Origin of the sequence: Cupriavidus sp. SIMBA_020 (assembly GCF_046535395.1) — a bacterium.
In the GTDB taxonomy this organism is placed as follows: Bacteria; Pseudomonadota; Gammaproteobacteria; order Burkholderiales; family Burkholderiaceae; genus Cupriavidus; species Cupriavidus campinensis.
This window is the reverse complement of the sequence record NZ_JAWRWU010000011.1, coordinates 19,277-33,984: the sequence shown is the minus strand read 5'-3', so window position 1 is coordinate 33,984 and position 14,708 is coordinate 19,277. Positions and strand designations below refer to the sequence as shown.

The following is a 14,708-nucleotide window of genomic DNA, read 5'->3' as shown; positions in this document are numbered from 1 at the left end:
GCTGTCACTCCGCCAGGGGCGGCGTGCCCCGCGCCGGGCCAGCCGATGCGCTCTTCACCGCCTCGGGAGCGGCCTCCCTCGGGGCGACCACCACATCGGGGCGGACGAACTGCAAGCCCTTGGTCACCACGCGGTCGCCCGCGATGAGCCCGCTCAGCACGATATGCCGGCCATCGACGCCCGCGCCGAGCACCACTTCGCGATAGACGATCTTGTTCTCCGGCCCCACCACGAAGACGAACTTCTTGCTTTGGTCGGACCCCACCGCCACGTCCGGCACCAGTAGCGCACGGGTGTCTCCGCTGCCGGCCAGGCTGATGGAGACGAACATGCCGGGCACTAATGCGCCGTCCTTGTTGGCAAAGCGCGCTCGCGCGCGGATGGTGCCGGTGTTCACATCGATGCTGTTGTCGAACGTGTAGATCTTTCCCTGATAGACGTGCTCGGTATCGCCCTGGAGCCGCATGTCGACAGGGATCTGCTGTTCCTTGCTTTGCGTGTCCGCGTGATTGCGGATGGAGCGGACATAGCTCTGCTCGTCCACCTCGAAGTCCGCATAGATCCCATCATTGGAAACGATACGCGTGAGCACCGGAGCGTTGGGCCCCGGTTGCACTAGGTTCCCAACCGTCAATTCGGCACGGCTGATACGGCCAGCGATGGGTGCCTTGACGTAGGCATAGTCGAGATTGATGCTGGCCTGGCGCAACGCGGCATTGGCGGCCAGCACCGCCGCCTGGGCCATGCGGTACTCGTTGCCGCGCTGGTCGTGCACGCTCTTGGGAATCGCCTCGGCGGCGATCAGGCCCTTGGCGCGGTCGTACTCTGTGGTGGCAAACTCCGCCCGCGCACGCGCCGAGGCGAGGTCGGCACTCGCGCGCGCCACGGCGGCTTCGTACGGCCGCGGATCGATAACGAACATGACCTCGCCGGCGCGTACGGACTGACCGTCGCGAACCTTCACTTCCACGATGCGCCCGCTCACCTCCGGCCGGACGAGCGCCTCGTCCACCGCCTTGAGTCGCCCGGAGAAGCTGGCCCAGACGCGCACGTCCTCCGGCTGCAGCGACTTCACGGTCACCTCCGTGGGCGCAGCGGCGGCCGGCGGTGCGGCGGCGCTTGTTTCGATCAGCGCCACACTGGCTGCCAACCCGGCTGCCACCATGACGGCACCGACGCCCGCCAGCACCGGTGGACGGCGGAAAATGGATCTACGTTGTTCCATGACTTCACTCCTGCGAAGCGTGTCTTTGTGGATGGGATGTTCGTTGCGCGCGGCGCGGGCCGGCTTCGGCAGCGTGGAGACGGCGAGCGAAGAACGCTGCCACGTCGGCCAGCGCGCCGGCATGGGTCACGATCGACTGGTGCGACGCCTCGGCGTAGCGGGTGGTCTCGGTCGGCACGCCCGCCGCAATCAGTTCGCGAGCGTAGGTCTCGCCTTCGATGTGGCACAGGTCGTGCGCGGCGCTCACGATCAGCGTGGGCGGCAACCGTTGCAGGCGACGCGACTCCAGCGGCGCCACGTAGGGGTGCAAGTGCTGGAGAACGTCAGGCAAGTAGGCGCGATAGGCCATGGCGCAGTCGCTCACCGAGAGATCGGCCCCAACCAGCCTCCCGCCATCGGCCAGCCGGGTCATGCTGGGGTCGAGTAGCGGGGCAATCAGCGCTTGCGCGAGCAGCGTCAGGTCCTTGCGGTCACGCGCCATGGCCGCGATGCCGGCCGCGAGGTTGCCGCCGGCATCGTGACCTGCGATACCCATGCGGCGCGCGTCACCGCCGTAAGTGCCCGCATTGGCCAAGGCCCAAAGCCCTGCCAGATACCCGTCCTCAAGCGGTACAGGAAACGGAAACCGGGGTGACAGTGAATAGCCCACCGCAATCACCACGGCGGGGGTGGCGGCGGCAATGGCCCGCGCTGCCGCGTCGGCGCACGCCACACTGCCCTGCACGAAACCGCCGCCGTGCAGGTAGAGCACCACGGGAGGCCGGACGTCTAGTCCGACCGGCACGTAGATGCGCAAGGGAATCGGCTGCACGTGACCCGCAATCCGCACGCTTTCCACGCGGGTCGTTACAGGAGGTGATTGGCCATTCGGGACCATGAGGGGCTGCCTGGATTTGCAAATGCTGCGATGCACGAAGTCTGGTACATTGGGAACTTCTGGTAAACGTTCATAATCCAGAACACAATTTGGCGTGACCGAACAATCGGGCCCGTAACGCACCTAGGCGTTCCGGTCCGGCGCACCAATCAGGGGCAAGACGATGGATAAAGTCCAGGCAATGGAAGTCTTCACGCGCGTGGTGGAGATGAACAGCTTCTCGCGCGCGGCGGAGGCGCTGGGGTTGTCGCGCACGTCGGCCACCACGATAATTCAGGCGCTGGAAGCGCACTTGCGCGTGCGGCTAATCAACCGCACCACGCGGCAGCTCAGGTTGACGCCAGAGGGCGCCGACTATTACGAGCGTTGCATGCGCATTCTCGGGGAGATTGCCGAGACCGAGGTGGCTATGACTCGCTCCGGCCAAGGGCCGATGGGCAGGCTGCGCGTGGAGATGCCGGCTGCCATCGGTCGCGCCATCGTCGTGCCCCGGCTTCACACCTTCCATGCGCGTTTTCCCGAGATCGAACTGGTGGTGGGCTACGGCGACAAGCTCGTGGACTTGATCCAGGACGGCGTGGACTGCGCGATCCGCGTGGGACCGCTACAGGACTCCAGTCTGGTGGCGCGCGGCCTGGGCGACATGCACATGGCTACGGTGGCCAGCCCCACCTACATCGCCCTCCATGGCATGCCGCGCACGCTGGCAGATCTGGCGCACCACACCGCCATCCACTATTTCTCCAACCGCACCGGGCGCACGCTGGACATGAACTTCATCGTGGACGGTAATCCGGTGGAAGTGGCGACGCGCGGCCGCGTGAGCTTCAATGATGCCGATGCCTACGTGGCGTATGGCTTGAGCGGCGCCGGCATGCTGCAGGCACCACGCTTCATGGTGCAGGAGCATCTGCGCAGCGGCGCGCTGGTGGAGCTATTGCCGCAATGGCGGCCACGGCCGAGTCCAATTGCGGCGATCTACCCACAGAACCGGCATCTGGCGCCAAAGGTACGGGTGTTTGTCGACTGGGTGGCGCAGATGTTCGAATGCTGCCCGCTGCTGGCGGCAGATGAAGGCGAATGTCCTGGTGCAACGCCGCCCACAGGTGCATCCGCTCGCGGCCCGGTAGTGGTCCCTGCGATCGTGCGCGAGCACGAAGTCGTTCTGTAGGATGCCTGCTTCCTAGCGCTGCGGCGTGGAGAACTGAACCAGACCCTCCGCCACGTTATCGAGGAGGTCTTGCGAGTACGCGGGATCGCTGACGGCGCGGGACAACCCCATCGCCCCGACGCAGGCGGAGAGTTGAAGCAGCGCCCTTGCGCGGGCATCGGCATGCCCTTCCGCCTCGTTAAGTCCTTCCAGGAAATCCAGCACGCGGTTCACCTCGATCGTATAGGCATCGCGTGTGGCCGGGTCCGCGTGCGCAATGTCGTGCACCAGCGCCACCAAGGGGCAGCCGACACCAGGCGCGTCCCGATGCGGTGCATTGAGGTAATTGCGCACTGCACTGGGCGCATCGGACGATCCCGCCGCCCACGCATCAAGACTGCGCGCGGCAACATGCACGACTTCAGCCAGCATCGCCTCGCGCGCCGAGAAATGCCGGTAAAACGCCCCTGGCGTAATGCCCGCCTCGCGCGTGATCTCTGCCAGCCCGATCCCGGACAAGCCATGTTCGCGAAAGCGCTGTGCGGCGACGTCAAGTATGCGCTGACGCGTGGAGGCCTTTGCCTCCTTCGAATGTCCCATGTTGCACGCAGTGATTCAGCGATTGACGATATGGCGCACATTGTCGCGCGTAAGTATCCTGCCGACAACCTTGACAGACCTCATCCCGCGCGGATGGGTCATTTCGGGAGCAACGCGCCAGGTTAGCGTCCGTTTCGGGAAAGGCGACGGACCGCTCCGGCCCGTGCCAGGGGACGGAAAGCGCCGGGTCGTAATCCTGCCGCCCGAAAAATGGGAATACTGACTGAACTGCGACGACCCGGGAACGGCCCGATCGTTCTTGCGCCTGTACCCTGTCAGACGTCTGTGGTTCCACCGCCGCCGGCGTGGGCCTAGAATGCCTGGGAGCACTAGGGCTCCCAGGCAAGGCACCAGATTCCGTCCCTGGAACTGTTCGCGCAGCGCTTGCAAACCTATTGGCACGGCATCATCGCCCGACGCCGGCATTTGAAGGCATCAACAACACCATCAAGGTTATCAAGCGCCGGGCATACGGCATCGGGACGAGGTACCTCTTCCTGTCCCCCTAAATTCCTCGTTGAACCAAAAAAAAGCCCCCACGAGAGTGGGGGCTGGTAGGAACGGGTCCATCTGAGAGAGCCTGTAGCGGGGTCGCGCTACAGGAATCATCATATGGTCGAATGTTGGGTCGGATGACCCGGAAAGCTCGTCAATTTAGCCCTCTTTTCACCGGAGAAGGTCCGATGGGCCTGGCCATCAAGGTGGTAACCGCCCCGCTGACATGCCAACCGTCCATCTCGGTCTCAAAGATCCCGTGAACGAGACGATCCAGACAAAAGACCTCGACGCCGTCCGCTTCTACGGTGCCGAGGATCCGAGCAACGGTTTTGCCACGCGTTCCGCGCCGTTTGATCGTGGCGAGCCCCTCTCCCAACATGACGTTGCACTCGTTGGCTTTCATGCTGCCTCCTTGAGCAGTTGGCGTTGATCGCGGTTCTTGCGGCCGTGAAGCGACGCCAGATCCTCGACAAAGGCATCGAGAAGCGTGTCCATGTGCAGGAACGCTTCGTCTTCCAGTTCCGGAGTGGCCCAGTCCAACCCGGCCTCCATGGCATCGCGCTTGTGCGCCACCAGCTGGTCCTGGTAGACATCGATGCTGCCCGGCAAATGGAAATAAACCACCTTCAACTGGCCTTTCCGGTTCCACCGCAGCGCGCGTCGCATCGCCTGATACTCGATTCGCCACGTCCACGAGCGGTCATAGAAAAGCACATAGTCGGCATTGGGCAGGTTGTACCCTGCCCTGCCTGACCCCTTCGTGCACAGCAGTCCGGTGGCCGATCCGTTCACAAAACGCTTGTCCTTGTCGGCCACGCGCTTCGTGATGGGGATGCCGCCGTGAAACGGCACTGTCTCAACGCCTCGGACCTTGAGTTGGCTGGCAATCAGGTTGATCACCCCGGGGTTCTCGGCGAACAAAATGGCCTGCTTACCCTCTGCGGCGATAGCCTCCAGACGCTCGATCACGGCCCGCTGCTTGCTGGTCAACTGCCCCAGCGCACCCACGCCATCTACCCCGTGCTGCGGGTAATTGGCGGCGAAGTGCACCGCGCGAATGCGCGCCAGGATGGCGATCAGGTTGTTCGAGCGCCCGTCAGTGCGACGGATATCCCGATACCAATCTGCGAACTCGTCTGCCGTGCGCAGATACAGGGACAGGTGCGCAGGGTCCCAATCCGTCTCGACCACCTCGACTGCCGGTGGATCGATCTGGATGTACCTGGCCACGTCAGGCTCGCAAACCAGCCGCCGCTTGATGTGCGGCGCCAACATTTGGCGGTACAGCGGCAAATTGCCAATCTTCGGCACCTCCCGCTTTGCCCCGTCCTGCAAGCTTTCCGCGAACTCCCAGGTCACCCATTCCAGCACGACAAAGTCGTCCCGGAACCGGTCCACGCCGCGTCGCGCGTATTGCACGGTGTTTAGCCAGAGGCTATCGAGGTATCCCCTGCGATATCCGTACGGCTGTGCTGCAGTGCCGTCCCCACCGGTGAAGGCGATCAGCCCGAAGACATCTCGGGGATAGTTCGCAATGGGGTTCCCGGTGAGGATGTAGCGGCGCCGCGCCGACAGTTGCCAGAGCGCGCGGCTCTGATCGCTGTTCGGATTCGATAGGCGCTCCCCTTCGTCGGCCACCAGCAGACCGATCCGGCGTCGAAGTCGGTGCGCGTACGTGACGCGCCGGGAAGACCGGCACACCGGCATGCGCAGCCGCTCATAGGCAATGAGATTGATCTGCCCGAGCGTCCCAAGGCTTTCCGCCGAGTCGATGACGTGCACCGCGGCCGCAGGCAGAATCTGCGCCAGCTCGGCACGCATTTCCGGGACCAGCCGGGCCTCCACGACGATTAACCCGTGCTTGACGCCGGCTAGGAGGATCAGCGCTGCGGCTAATCGCGACTTGCCGCACCCCTGCTCCCAGGCGGCGACCGCCCCGCAAGGCTTCTGTAGCAGCTCCACGAGGTCATCCTGTTGGAATTCCCAGTTCAACCACCGATCGATGCCAAGCGCCTGCATGCGCCGGCGCAGCGCAAGCGCCTGTTCCGGGCATTTCACCGAGAGGCCTTCGTGCACGGTTTCCCATGTCTGGGCCGACCGGTTGACGGCATAGCGACTCATAAGTTCGTCCAGCGTCAACACGAACTGGGAGCCGCTGGCGCAATAAGCGTAGCGGCCGTCCGGCTGTCTGGCGAAACCTACGGCCTCGCCCGCCTTGATCACGGGACTGCCCCACTTCAGCGGATCTGCGACATGGCTTTTGACAGCCACCCCGCTAATAGCCTCAGCGGCATTCACGCCGGTCGTCCAGACGGTGTGTCGCAAAGGCGTGGCCTGCCGCGCGCTGCGGCGCAGTCGCTTCCGGAAGTGCTCGAGGAAGCCCGGCGCCAATTCCGGCACGCCGCCGGCCTCACGAACCAGCGTCAAGAGACTGTCCAGCGCTGCCATCGGGTCGTCCTGCACCAGGTAGGCCTCGAGATCGAGCCGCCCGCCGCCGGCGTAGCGCATGCCCCGCGGCAGACGCTGGCCGTCCAACGGCAGGATTCTCCGGTCCAGAACGCGGTTTAGCACCATCGCTTCGACGAAGCCGCAATCGAATCCGAAGACAATACGGCGCCCGTCATGGGCAATGCGTACCCGTTTCTGCGAGGTAACACCCCTCGTGATGGCAGGGCCGGTATCGTCTAACGCCTGATGGTTCAGGCGCGGCTGATGGAAATGGCGGTCGTCCACGTTTAGGTCCAGCTGGGGCAGCGGAACGGTGAAATCGCCATGCGCCTGGCGCACAACGCGACCCGTCCGGTAGCGGCCAAACACGGCGATGGAGGTGTTCACAGTTGCGCCTTCCTCACGGAATGCGGAGGGCGGCAGATCAAAGATCCCGACCACACGCTGCGCCGCGGTGCTGTGCGCGTCCCGGTGGTCCAGGACGTTCACGAAGCGGTCGACAAAACTCGTCGGCAGCAACGCGACCACAACCTGTGCAGCTTCGAGAGCCTGCGCCAGCGCGTATTCATGGCTGAGCGCGCTGCTGTTCGGCCCGAACCGGCCCCACGTGGTGCATCCGAAGGGCTGCAGATGCGGCGATTCAAGGTGTATCGAAAATGGCGGGTTGATGACCGCCACGTCGAAGTTCCGAGGCTGGATTTCCTCCATTCCAGCCATGCGAAAACTACCTTCGAATCCTGCGGCCTCCACACACTGCTGTACTGCCGCGATGGCCGGCTCATGCACGTCCACCCCGAACAGGCAGTGCACCGCCGGATCCGCGTACTGCAACAGCCGTGCGGAGCCGACGGAGTTGTCGAGCACAGAGAGCTTGCGACCAGGGCGCCAGCCATCAACGACGCCCCACATCAGGCGGGCGATGGCGTCGGGCGTGAAAAACTGTGAGAGGTGCCGCTGACGGGCGGCGTGCAATTCGCCCATGTGGGCGATCTTGTCAGCTTGGGAACCGAGGCTGACGATGGCCCGCAAGGGCTCGTACCAATGAGTCATAGGGATCTGAAAAGAAAAATGCCCCGTCAACGACGGGGCAATTGAGGGGGTGCCGAACTGCTTAAGCAGCAGCAGGCTCTTGCAAGTGCTGGGCGACGAATGCCAAAAGGCGCTCGCCGACAGGCGCGGTGAACCGCAACTCCCAGTACTCGTTGAATTGAAGAACGTCCAGCCCGGGGAAAGTCCTGCGCTGCTGCGCAACGAAGACTTCTCCATGATCGAACTGGCGCAGGCATCCCGCCAATGCGGGTTCGCCGGCAGCCCTCGCGTAGGCCGCGATGGCCAACAGGCTCGCGCGAACCTCCGCGTGCGCCTCGGGAGCAATGCGCCGTGAAGGACGTCCCGCATCGACAGGGACCGATGGAGCGTTCAGCCGCAGGCGCACCACCTTCGCATGCCGGCGAACGGCCTTCGGTTGATCGAGCTGCAGGGTCGTGGCGAGCGTCTGGGCAACCTGCCGGTACGCCAACGAGCGGCCGCCGGCCTGGTAGCGTTCGGTCAGCACTCGCCAGTAGCGGTCGAGATCGGGGGTGTCGCCGGCGCGAATGGCTTCCCAGATGTTCGGGTGTCCGTTCACCGGGATCCGCGTCTCGTCGATGCATACAGGGGCGCCCTCGATGCCGAACTCCGTGCTCGCCCGGTCGATCAGGCTGGCAACGACTCGCCGAAGAAACCGACGAAACTCGCCGGCTTGGTCGACGGACACAGGGACTATGGCGGGATCCGCACTAACCGTGGCGGCAAGCGAACGGACTCGCTCGAAGGCCACGAGGGAGGCGTTCTGCGCAGCGCAAAAAGCTTCAACAAGCGCGTTGTACATCTCAGTGCCGCTCCTGCATGGCCTCCTGACCGTACTCGCCGACAAACAGCATCAGCGCCTCCGCCATATCGTGCGCGAACTTGAATTCCCACTTGTCGTTGAACAAGGTGATGTCCAAGCCCGGCATGGTCAGCTTCTCGCGCGACGAGTACTCGAGCCGGTAGAGATCGATGCTCTCCAGCCGCTTGGCCAGCGCAACATTGCCGGCCTTGCCCGCAAACGTCGCCAAGCCCGACAGGCAATCCGCGGTCATTTGCGTGCTGTGGTAGCACACCTTTCGGCGGCTCGAGTTCCAGGCGGTCTCGGTATAGATGGCTTTCTTGAGGACAACACCCGCGGACGAGCGCTTCACTTCCGGGTTGCGGTGCAGGCCGAGGGTGCGCACGATGCGGGTTGCTGCCTGGCGGTATGCCGTGGCGGCACCACCATCACCGTTGTAATGCGCGGTGAGCGACGCCCAGAGCTTGTCCAAATCGGGGATCTCGCCCTTCTTCAACGCCTTGCCGATATCCAGGCCCGCGCGGTCGTACTCGGCGTCGTTGTCGATGTCGAGTCGCGCACCCACCGGCGCAAACTGACGACGCGCGCGGCTGACGACGTTGCTGGCCAGCGCGAAACAGAATTTCTTCAGTTCCTCTTCCTCACGGTATTCGGAACGGACGTTGACGGCAAAGAACGGCTCAGCGGTGCCCGTGCCGGCCAGAGCTTCACGCTCGAAATTGGCGGCGTCCTGGTACGCCTGGCGGGCCGCATGCTGGGCCGCGATGAACTTTTCGATGATTTGGTTGTACATGTCGGTCTCTCAATGAATATGGGAGACCGCACTTCGGGATGGTCTCCCGAGGGAATGAAAACTAGACAGCGTGCGTTGAAATGCGCTGCTAATGGGTTAAGGGGTGAGTGCCATCCAGTACAAAGCGGACTGGCGACTCACGTCGCCGATACCTCTCGGCACACGGTCGCTCTGCTGCCATCCGGCAAGGTCTTGACTTCGCTTTCGTCTACGCCATCAAGGTCATGATTGGCGATGATCACGTTGACGTGGACGTCACTCTCTACATACGAAACCAGGCCACCATCCAGATGCACCACGATGGTCGGCTTCGCGACGGTATTGGTCATGGCACGCCTCCCTTAGTGGATCGAGATAGCAAGGCCAGCCGGCAGGGGCATGAAGCCCATCGCCCACCACATTGCGGCAGGGTGGTCCGGAAAGTCGGGAATCTCCGTACGATGGAAGATGTCCGGCACAAGTTCAATCGCTGCGGGACGCGCTCTCACCGTTTCCCGCCACTTGTGATGCAGGCGCAGCCAGGTCAGCTCGGCGCGCGCGATGTGGTCCCATTCACTGGGTACCAGCGACTCGTCGAACAGATCGGCGCCTTCCGCTGTCATGACCGCTACCACTTCGTGATAGCGGCCCAGCTCATGGGGAAAGCCGCGGCGAACAAAGCGCAGGGCTGCGGGATCCGGATTGCCGAAGACGCGCTGCAACTGCCGGATATACACGGCGCATTCGCGGCGCGAACGCTCGCTGTAGTCGTCGTGGCCAACCTGCGCGCACGCTTCCTCGGCCGGCACTGGTCCGAGCTCGAAATCGAGTGTTTTGGGGTGGGTCATGGCGTTTCCTTTATAGGACGGGAAACGCCCCACCGGGACATTTCCCGGATGGGTGGAGGGCCGCGCGAGCCCAGAGGCAAGCGCGGCGATGGTCAGGCCGGCTGGCCAGACAGATGCGAGAACGTCGACAGCGCCCACAGGGCGGCGATGGCCAGGATGGCAATCACCAGCGTGGAGAGCTGAAAAGACAACAGCGCGAGGCTCTGCGTGGTGACGATGAAGAACAGCGCCGCGAACAGGATTACGACCAGCGCAACGATGGCGGCGGCCGTTTCACGACTTTCAATGAGGGACATGATGGCTCCAGAGGAAGGACGGAGCCATGGCCCATTAGGGACAAAGCCCCAATGGGTGAAGGAAAAAAGATGGCCGGTAAGCCGGCGGTGTCGATGCGCAGAAGCGCGGAGAAACGGGCGAATCTTACCGCGCCTCTGCGGCGTGGACAAGACGCCCGGCGGTGGACCTTAAAACGGCTTTCGGTTGGCGACCCGCGCCTGTCGGTTCGCCTCACGGATCCTGTTGACGACATCCCACCGGCGCTGTGCGACCTCTTCCGGGTTCTCAAGGTGAGAATAGTCCGGCATCGGCTCGCCCCCTACGAAAGGCCTGTAGTCCCGGGGCAGCTTCCCGTCAGCTTTGAGCTGCTCGCGCTGCAGACGGCCGAGGCCGTCAGTCGTTTCCGAGATGGCCACATAGTCCCATCGCATCGGCACGGCAGCCTCAGAGAACCAGATCTCGCCCTCACCCTGGCCTACGATGGCGACCACGTCATAGACGCTCCCCACGGAAGTGGGGATAGCCCGAACCTCAAAGCGCAGCACCTCCGGCCGCGGGTGCCAGAACACCCTGTCCAGATAGCGCTTGAACGTGAAGGCGTCCAGGCGGGCGATCTCGCCGTATTGAGGCTCACCCGGCGAAACGAACTCCGGTTCGTTTTTGGGGCGGTTGCCCAGGGAGATCTCGCGGGGCGGCGGGTTGTGGGATGACATGGGGGCTTTTCGGTAAAAGACGCCTGAAATTCTATCGCTTTCGGCACCTACGCCGGATTTCCAGCCGGGAAAATGGTTGACGGCGAAGTTCGCCCCCCGGCCGGCTTGACTTCGACATAGGGCCGGTATCTTGGTCTTAGACCATTCCATACCTAGCCGCCATGCGATTCACCCCATTCGGACGCCACGACCCCATCAATTTCAACGCCCGCCGCCAGGCCGCCTTCGCGCGGAAACAGCAGCGTGAACGCGATCGGTACCCCCTCTTTGCGGAGCACGTGGCCGCCGAGCAGCACTCTGCGGAGGACGAATTGGCGCGGCGCCAGCGGCGCGCGGACCGCTTCGACGTAACGATGCGTGGACTGCACGCCCGCGTCTGGCGCGAGAAACGCGCCATCTACTTCTCGCTCCCGGCTGCCCAGCGGGGGGAAATTCGTGCCAAGTGGCTGACATGGACTGGCCCCACTACCGCCCTCTACTTCGCCTACATCGTGGACAACGTCAGCGGGGTGGCCGAGCGGCGAGTGGAGGCATCCCGGGCGAACGCGCTAGCACTCCGGCGGCGTGTCCTCGCGACACTTCCTGAACAGACAGCCCTGGAAATCGCATGACTCCAACCGCCGAGCAGGAACAGGTTGTCGAGGCAGTGCGCGCCGGTGGCGCTGTCAAGGTCAAGGCCTACGCCGGTGCCGGCAAGACGTCCACGCTACGCATGGCCGCCGAATCCCGGGGCCGGGCTCGCGGCTTGTACTTGGCCTTTAACCGGGAAATCGCCAACGAAGCGGCCCGCAAGTTCCCGCAGAACACCCGCTGCCGCACCGTCCATTCCCTTGCCTACAGCGGCACCAGCCCGGATATCACTCGCAAGCTCAAGAATCCGGTCGAGCCGCCTCATCAGCTCGCCTTGCGTTATGGCTTCGGCAAGCTGCGCTTGCCCACCACCATCGGCAAGGAACTGGAACTGAGTCCCAGCAAGGTCGCCCGCATGGTGATGGACGGCGCAGCACGCTTCTGCCGCTCCGCACAGGCAGACCCCTACCAGCAGATCTACGAGTGGCGTGGCGCCGTCAACGCCATGGATCATATCCGCGCCCCGGAATGCGCCCTGACCGAATCGTTCCGGTTCGGCCCGGCCATCGCACAGCTTGCCAGCCGCGTGCTGCAGCTCATGGACGAGGACACGCCGGTGCGAGGCCAGGACAACGTCACATCGCGCATCCTGCATGAGTCGACGCCCGGTCAGGACCGCTTTGACGCCATCCTTTGCCGCAAAAACGCCACTGTCCTGACACATCTGGCCGAGGGCATCGGCCGCGGCGATCGAGTTGCTGTGCGAGCGAACGTCGACGAACTGCGGGCCTTTGCGGATGGCGCGGAGCAACTCATGCGCGGCCAGCGCATCGGCTACCCGGCCACGCTGGCGCTCTTTGAGACTTGGGATGAGGTGCAGGAATACGCCGACTCCTTCGCCGGTCGTGATCTGAAACCGTTGGTCAAACTGATCGACAGCGAGGGCGTGGACTACCTGCGGCTGATCCTGACACGGGTGTGCCCCGAGGACGAAGCCGACTACATCGTATCCACGGTCCACCGCGCCAAAGGACTGGAATGGGGCCGGGTGCGGCTCGCCGGCGACTTCAAGTTCAAGAACGGCGACGACGGCAAGATGACCATGACCCCTGAAGAAATGCGGCTGCTCTACGTCGCCATGACGCGCGCCAAGCATCTGCTCGACGTGAGCGAGATCCGCCGCGACCTGTACACCATGTTCCGGGAAGCCGGCGTCTAGGAGGGAAAAGGATGATTACCGTGCGGATCGGCGGAAACGAATTCCCGCTCGAAGATGTGCTGGAGGAACCGGGCCGCTACGCGCGTCAACTCGAGCGCGCGAAGACCGTTCAGGGCTTTGCGGAGTGCGGCTGCGGCAGCCGTCGCCCCCGTCCCAAACTGGTCATTCGCCGCCATCGGGACATCTTTCTGCTCGCGCGGTGGCCGGAACAGGCTCACCTTCATGCCGAGGGGTGCCCGTTCAACCGGCAAGCGCTGGCCAAGTCCGGCGCAGGCGACAACCTGGACCCCTTCCGGATGAAGGAAGGACACCATGACATCCGCCTTGACGCCTCGCTTTCAGTCAGCGCGCACACACCCGCCACGTCCGTCCGGCGCGCCACCACGGGCCTCAGCACGAAGCCGCAGCGGCGCTCGGCTGGATTGCTCGCGTTCCTGGAGTACGCATGGGAGCAGGCCGGGTTGAATGTCTGGCCGGGAACGGGCTCGCGGGGCTGGAACGCCTGCTGGTCGCAGTTGACGGCGGAACTGGCCGATTGCCGCATCAACGGGAAGCCGGCCGACGGGCTGCTGCATGTCATGCAGCGCTGGGACCAGGACCGCAAAACCGAGATCCTGGCCGAATTCGAGGCGTGGCAGGCGCGCCTGGCACCCACCAAGCGTGGCATCGTGATCGGGGAGATCGTCTCCCATGGCCCGACGCAGTACGGCGGCAAGATTGTCTTGCGCCAGAGCACGCAGCGCTTCTTTATGCCGGCGGACATCTACGCACGCCTGCAGGCTTCTTTCGGCGGCGCGCTATCCGCCATTGGCAAGGACGACCAACGTTGTGTTGCGGTCCTGCTGGTCGAACGGTCCAAGGGCGGCTACCTGACGGTGGTCGATGTCGCTGCCATGCTGGCCAACCGGCAGTTCCTGCCATGCGACTCGTCTTACGAGGTGACCATGGCCGATCACTTGGTCGGGCAGCAGCGCGCGTTCCGCAAGCCGCTGCGCCATATCGGCCGGGCTGCCACCCACCCGGACTTCATCTTGACCGATGTTGCGCCGGAGGTGGTCATCGAGGTCCTCGGCATGACCGGCGATGCCGACTATGACTCCCGCATTGCCGAGAAGCGAGCGCAATACCGCGCCTCCGGCATCCCGTTCCTCGAGTGGGACGCCAAGGCTGGCCCGCTCGCCAGCGTCCAGCTGCCAACCTCGAACCGAAAAAAATGACGGCGCCTGATATTGCGTCGGTAGCGCTGGCTGACCGGGAATATGCCCGCGCACTGGATCTGGTCCAGCGCTTTCGCGCAGCGTCCGTAGCGTTGCTGCAGCGGCATCTGCAGATTGGCCACGATGTTGCCGAATCGTTGCTGCTGCGCATGTCGCGGCAAACAACGCTCGTGCGCAGGATGCCAGACGGGCTGTACCTCTTCGTAGGGGAAATCATCGGTAACGAACTGCAGGCTTTCCATGGATTCGCGCGCGAGGTCTTGACGGCACTCACCGCAGATCGCATCGACGCCGAGCAGCTCCGCGCTGCGGCCGAACGCTACGGCATTACGCCGCAAGGCTTGACTTCGTTACCGCCTCGATAGGCTGATTAGGTAACCCGGCGCGTTGTACCGACCATCCGCGCCTCCATACGCAGCCACACC

The 14,708-nt window shown here is 63.9% G+C and carries 16 protein-coding genes and 1 pseudogene; 6 read left to right on the top strand and 11 right to left on the bottom strand.

Annotation, left to right across the window (positions count from 1 at the left end; all coding sequences use genetic code 11):
• Positions 1-4: 4 nt before the first annotated feature.
• Both SB751_RS20005 and SB751_RS20000 read right to left on the bottom strand, forming a co-directional pair.
• A complete protein-coding gene (locus tag SB751_RS20005) occupies positions 5-1,225 on the bottom strand; it encodes an efflux RND transporter periplasmic adaptor subunit (RefSeq protein ID WP_410748344.1) in 1,221 nt (406 codons plus the stop codon).
• A 4-nt stretch (positions 1,226-1,229) separates the two neighbouring features.
• Positions 1,230-2,036, bottom strand: a complete 807-nt coding sequence (locus tag SB751_RS20000) for an alpha/beta hydrolase (protein ID WP_410748343.1) — start codon at positions 2,034-2,036, stop codon at positions 1,230-1,232.
• 229 nt (positions 2,037-2,265) lie between these two features.
• Between SB751_RS20000 and SB751_RS19995 the strand changes: the two genes are divergently transcribed.
• On the top strand, positions 2,266-3,273 hold the full coding sequence (locus tag SB751_RS19995) for a LysR family transcriptional regulator (RefSeq protein WP_410748342.1): 1,008 nt from the start codon (positions 2,266-2,268) through the stop codon (positions 3,271-3,273).
• A gap of 12 nt (positions 3,274-3,285) precedes the next feature.
• Here the strand turns inward: SB751_RS19995 and SB751_RS19990 are convergent, their stop codons facing one another.
• Entirely contained in the window at positions 3,286-3,852 is a 567-nt protein-coding gene (locus tag SB751_RS19990) for a TetR/AcrR family transcriptional regulator (protein WP_410748341.1), read from the bottom strand.
• Between the two features lie 274 nt (positions 3,853-4,126).
• Between SB751_RS19990 and SB751_RS19985 the strand changes: the two are divergent.
• Positions 4,127-4,361, top strand: a pseudogene (locus SB751_RS19985) (transposase); the annotation flags it as partial.
• 140 nt (positions 4,362-4,501) lie between these two features.
• Here the strand turns inward: SB751_RS19985 and SB751_RS19980 are convergent.
• From SB751_RS19980 to SB751_RS19945, 8 genes are all read right to left on the bottom strand, one after another.
• Positions 4,502-4,753: a hypothetical protein gene (locus tag SB751_RS19980; protein WP_410748340.1), complete on the bottom strand. Its 252-nt coding sequence runs from the start codon at positions 4,751-4,753 to the stop codon at positions 4,502-4,504.
• Positions 4,750-7,848 (bottom strand): SNF2-related protein, encoded by a 3,099-nt coding sequence (locus SB751_RS19975; protein WP_410748339.1) that lies wholly within the window; start codon positions 7,846-7,848, stop codon positions 4,750-4,752. Before SB751_RS19975 ends, SB751_RS19980 begins: the two co-directional genes overlap by 4 nt.
• A gap of 61 nt (positions 7,849-7,909) precedes the next feature.
• On the bottom strand, positions 7,910-8,668 hold the full coding sequence (locus SB751_RS19970; RefSeq protein WP_410748338.1) for a hypothetical protein: 759 nt from the start codon (positions 8,666-8,668) through the stop codon (positions 7,910-7,912).
• A gap of 1 nt (position 8,669) precedes the next feature.
• Positions 8,670-9,461, bottom strand: coding sequence for a hypothetical protein (locus SB751_RS19965; RefSeq protein WP_410748337.1), 792 nt, complete (start codon positions 9,459-9,461; stop codon positions 8,670-8,672).
• Positions 9,462-9,598: 137 nt separating this feature from the next.
• Positions 9,599-9,790 (bottom strand): hypothetical protein, encoded by a 192-nt coding sequence (locus SB751_RS19960; RefSeq protein ID WP_410748336.1) that lies wholly within the window; start codon positions 9,788-9,790, stop codon positions 9,599-9,601.
• A 12-nt stretch (positions 9,791-9,802) separates the two neighbouring features.
• Complete coding sequence (locus SB751_RS19955) at positions 9,803-10,288, bottom strand: hypothetical protein (RefSeq protein WP_410748335.1); 486 nt, start codon at positions 10,286-10,288, stop codon at positions 9,803-9,805.
• A gap of 92 nt (positions 10,289-10,380) precedes the next feature.
• On the bottom strand, positions 10,381-10,584 hold the full coding sequence (locus SB751_RS19950) for a hypothetical protein (RefSeq protein WP_410748334.1): 204 nt from the start codon (positions 10,582-10,584) through the stop codon (positions 10,381-10,383).
• 168 nt (positions 10,585-10,752) lie between these two features.
• Positions 10,753-11,277: a hypothetical protein gene (locus SB751_RS19945; RefSeq protein ID WP_410748333.1), complete on the bottom strand. Its 525-nt coding sequence runs from the start codon at positions 11,275-11,277 to the stop codon at positions 10,753-10,755.
• Positions 11,278-11,438: 161 nt separating this feature from the next.
• On the opposite strand from SB751_RS19945, the gene SB751_RS19940 reads away from it, so the two are divergent.
• The 4 genes from SB751_RS19940 to SB751_RS19925 are packed head-to-tail and all read left to right on the top strand — an operon-like array spanning position 11,439 to position 14,648.
• Positions 11,439-11,888, top strand: coding sequence for a hypothetical protein (locus SB751_RS19940; protein WP_410748332.1), 450 nt, complete (start codon positions 11,439-11,441; stop codon positions 11,886-11,888).
• Positions 11,885-13,066, top strand: coding sequence for a 3'-5' exonuclease (locus SB751_RS19935; protein WP_410748331.1), 1,182 nt, complete (start codon positions 11,885-11,887; stop codon positions 13,064-13,066). The genes SB751_RS19940 and SB751_RS19935 overlap by 4 nt, the downstream gene beginning before the upstream one ends.
• Positions 13,067-13,077: 11 nt before the next feature.
• On the top strand, positions 13,078-14,283 hold the full coding sequence (locus tag SB751_RS19930; RefSeq protein ID WP_410748330.1) for a DUF1173 family protein: 1,206 nt from the start codon (positions 13,078-13,080) through the stop codon (positions 14,281-14,283).
• Positions 14,280-14,648 carry a hypothetical protein gene (locus SB751_RS19925; protein ID WP_410748329.1) on the top strand — a complete coding sequence of 123 codons (369 nt, stop codon included), beginning with the start codon at positions 14,280-14,282 and terminating at the stop codon, positions 14,646-14,648. The genes SB751_RS19930 and SB751_RS19925 overlap by 4 nt, the downstream gene beginning before the upstream one ends.
• Positions 14,649-14,708: the final 60 nt, after the last annotated feature.

What these genes read in the sequence shown, in the direction of transcription:
- SB751_RS19945 (WP_410748333.1), bottom strand. Translation starts at nt 11,277, where the DNA reads ATGTCATCCCACAACCCGCCGCCCCGCGAGATCTCCCTGGGCAACCGC.
- SB751_RS19980 (WP_410748340.1), bottom strand. Translation starts at nt 4,753, where the DNA reads ATGAAAGCCAACGAGTGCAACGTCATGTTGGGAGAGGGGCTCGCCACG.
- SB751_RS19930 (WP_410748330.1), top strand. Translation starts at nt 13,078, where the DNA reads ATGATTACCGTGCGGATCGGCGGAAACGAATTCCCGCTCGAAGATGTG.
- SB751_RS19940 (WP_410748332.1), top strand. Translation starts at nt 11,439, where the DNA reads ATGCGATTCACCCCATTCGGACGCCACGACCCCATCAATTTCAACGCC.
- SB751_RS19925 (WP_410748329.1), top strand. Translation starts at nt 14,280, where the DNA reads ATGACGGCGCCTGATATTGCGTCGGTAGCGCTGGCTGACCGGGAATAT.
- SB751_RS19975 (WP_410748339.1), bottom strand. Translation starts at nt 7,848, where the DNA reads ATGACTCATTGGTACGAGCCCTTGCGGGCCATCGTCAGCCTCGGTTCC.
- SB751_RS19990 (WP_410748341.1), bottom strand. Translation starts at nt 3,852, where the DNA reads ATGGGACATTCGAAGGAGGCAAAGGCCTCCACGCGTCAGCGCATACTT.
- SB751_RS19970 (WP_410748338.1), bottom strand. Translation starts at nt 8,668, where the DNA reads ATGTACAACGCGCTTGTTGAAGCTTTTTGCGCTGCGCAGAACGCCTCC.
- SB751_RS19935 (WP_410748331.1), top strand. Translation starts at nt 11,885, where the DNA reads ATGACTCCAACCGCCGAGCAGGAACAGGTTGTCGAGGCAGTGCGCGCC.
- SB751_RS19950 (WP_410748334.1), bottom strand. Translation starts at nt 10,584, where the DNA reads ATGTCCCTCATTGAAAGTCGTGAAACGGCCGCCGCCATCGTTGCGCTG.
- SB751_RS20005 (WP_410748344.1), bottom strand. Translation starts at nt 1,225, where the DNA reads ATGGAACAACGTAGATCCATTTTCCGCCGTCCACCGGTGCTGGCGGGC.
- SB751_RS19960 (WP_410748336.1), bottom strand. Translation starts at nt 9,790, where the DNA reads ATGACCAATACCGTCGCGAAGCCGACCATCGTGGTGCATCTGGATGGT.
- SB751_RS19955 (WP_410748335.1), bottom strand. Translation starts at nt 10,288, where the DNA reads ATGACCCACCCCAAAACACTCGATTTCGAGCTCGGACCAGTGCCGGCC.
- SB751_RS19995 (WP_410748342.1), top strand. Translation starts at nt 2,266, where the DNA reads ATGGATAAAGTCCAGGCAATGGAAGTCTTCACGCGCGTGGTGGAGATG.
- SB751_RS19965 (WP_410748337.1), bottom strand. Translation starts at nt 9,461, where the DNA reads ATGTACAACCAAATCATCGAAAAGTTCATCGCGGCCCAGCATGCGGCC.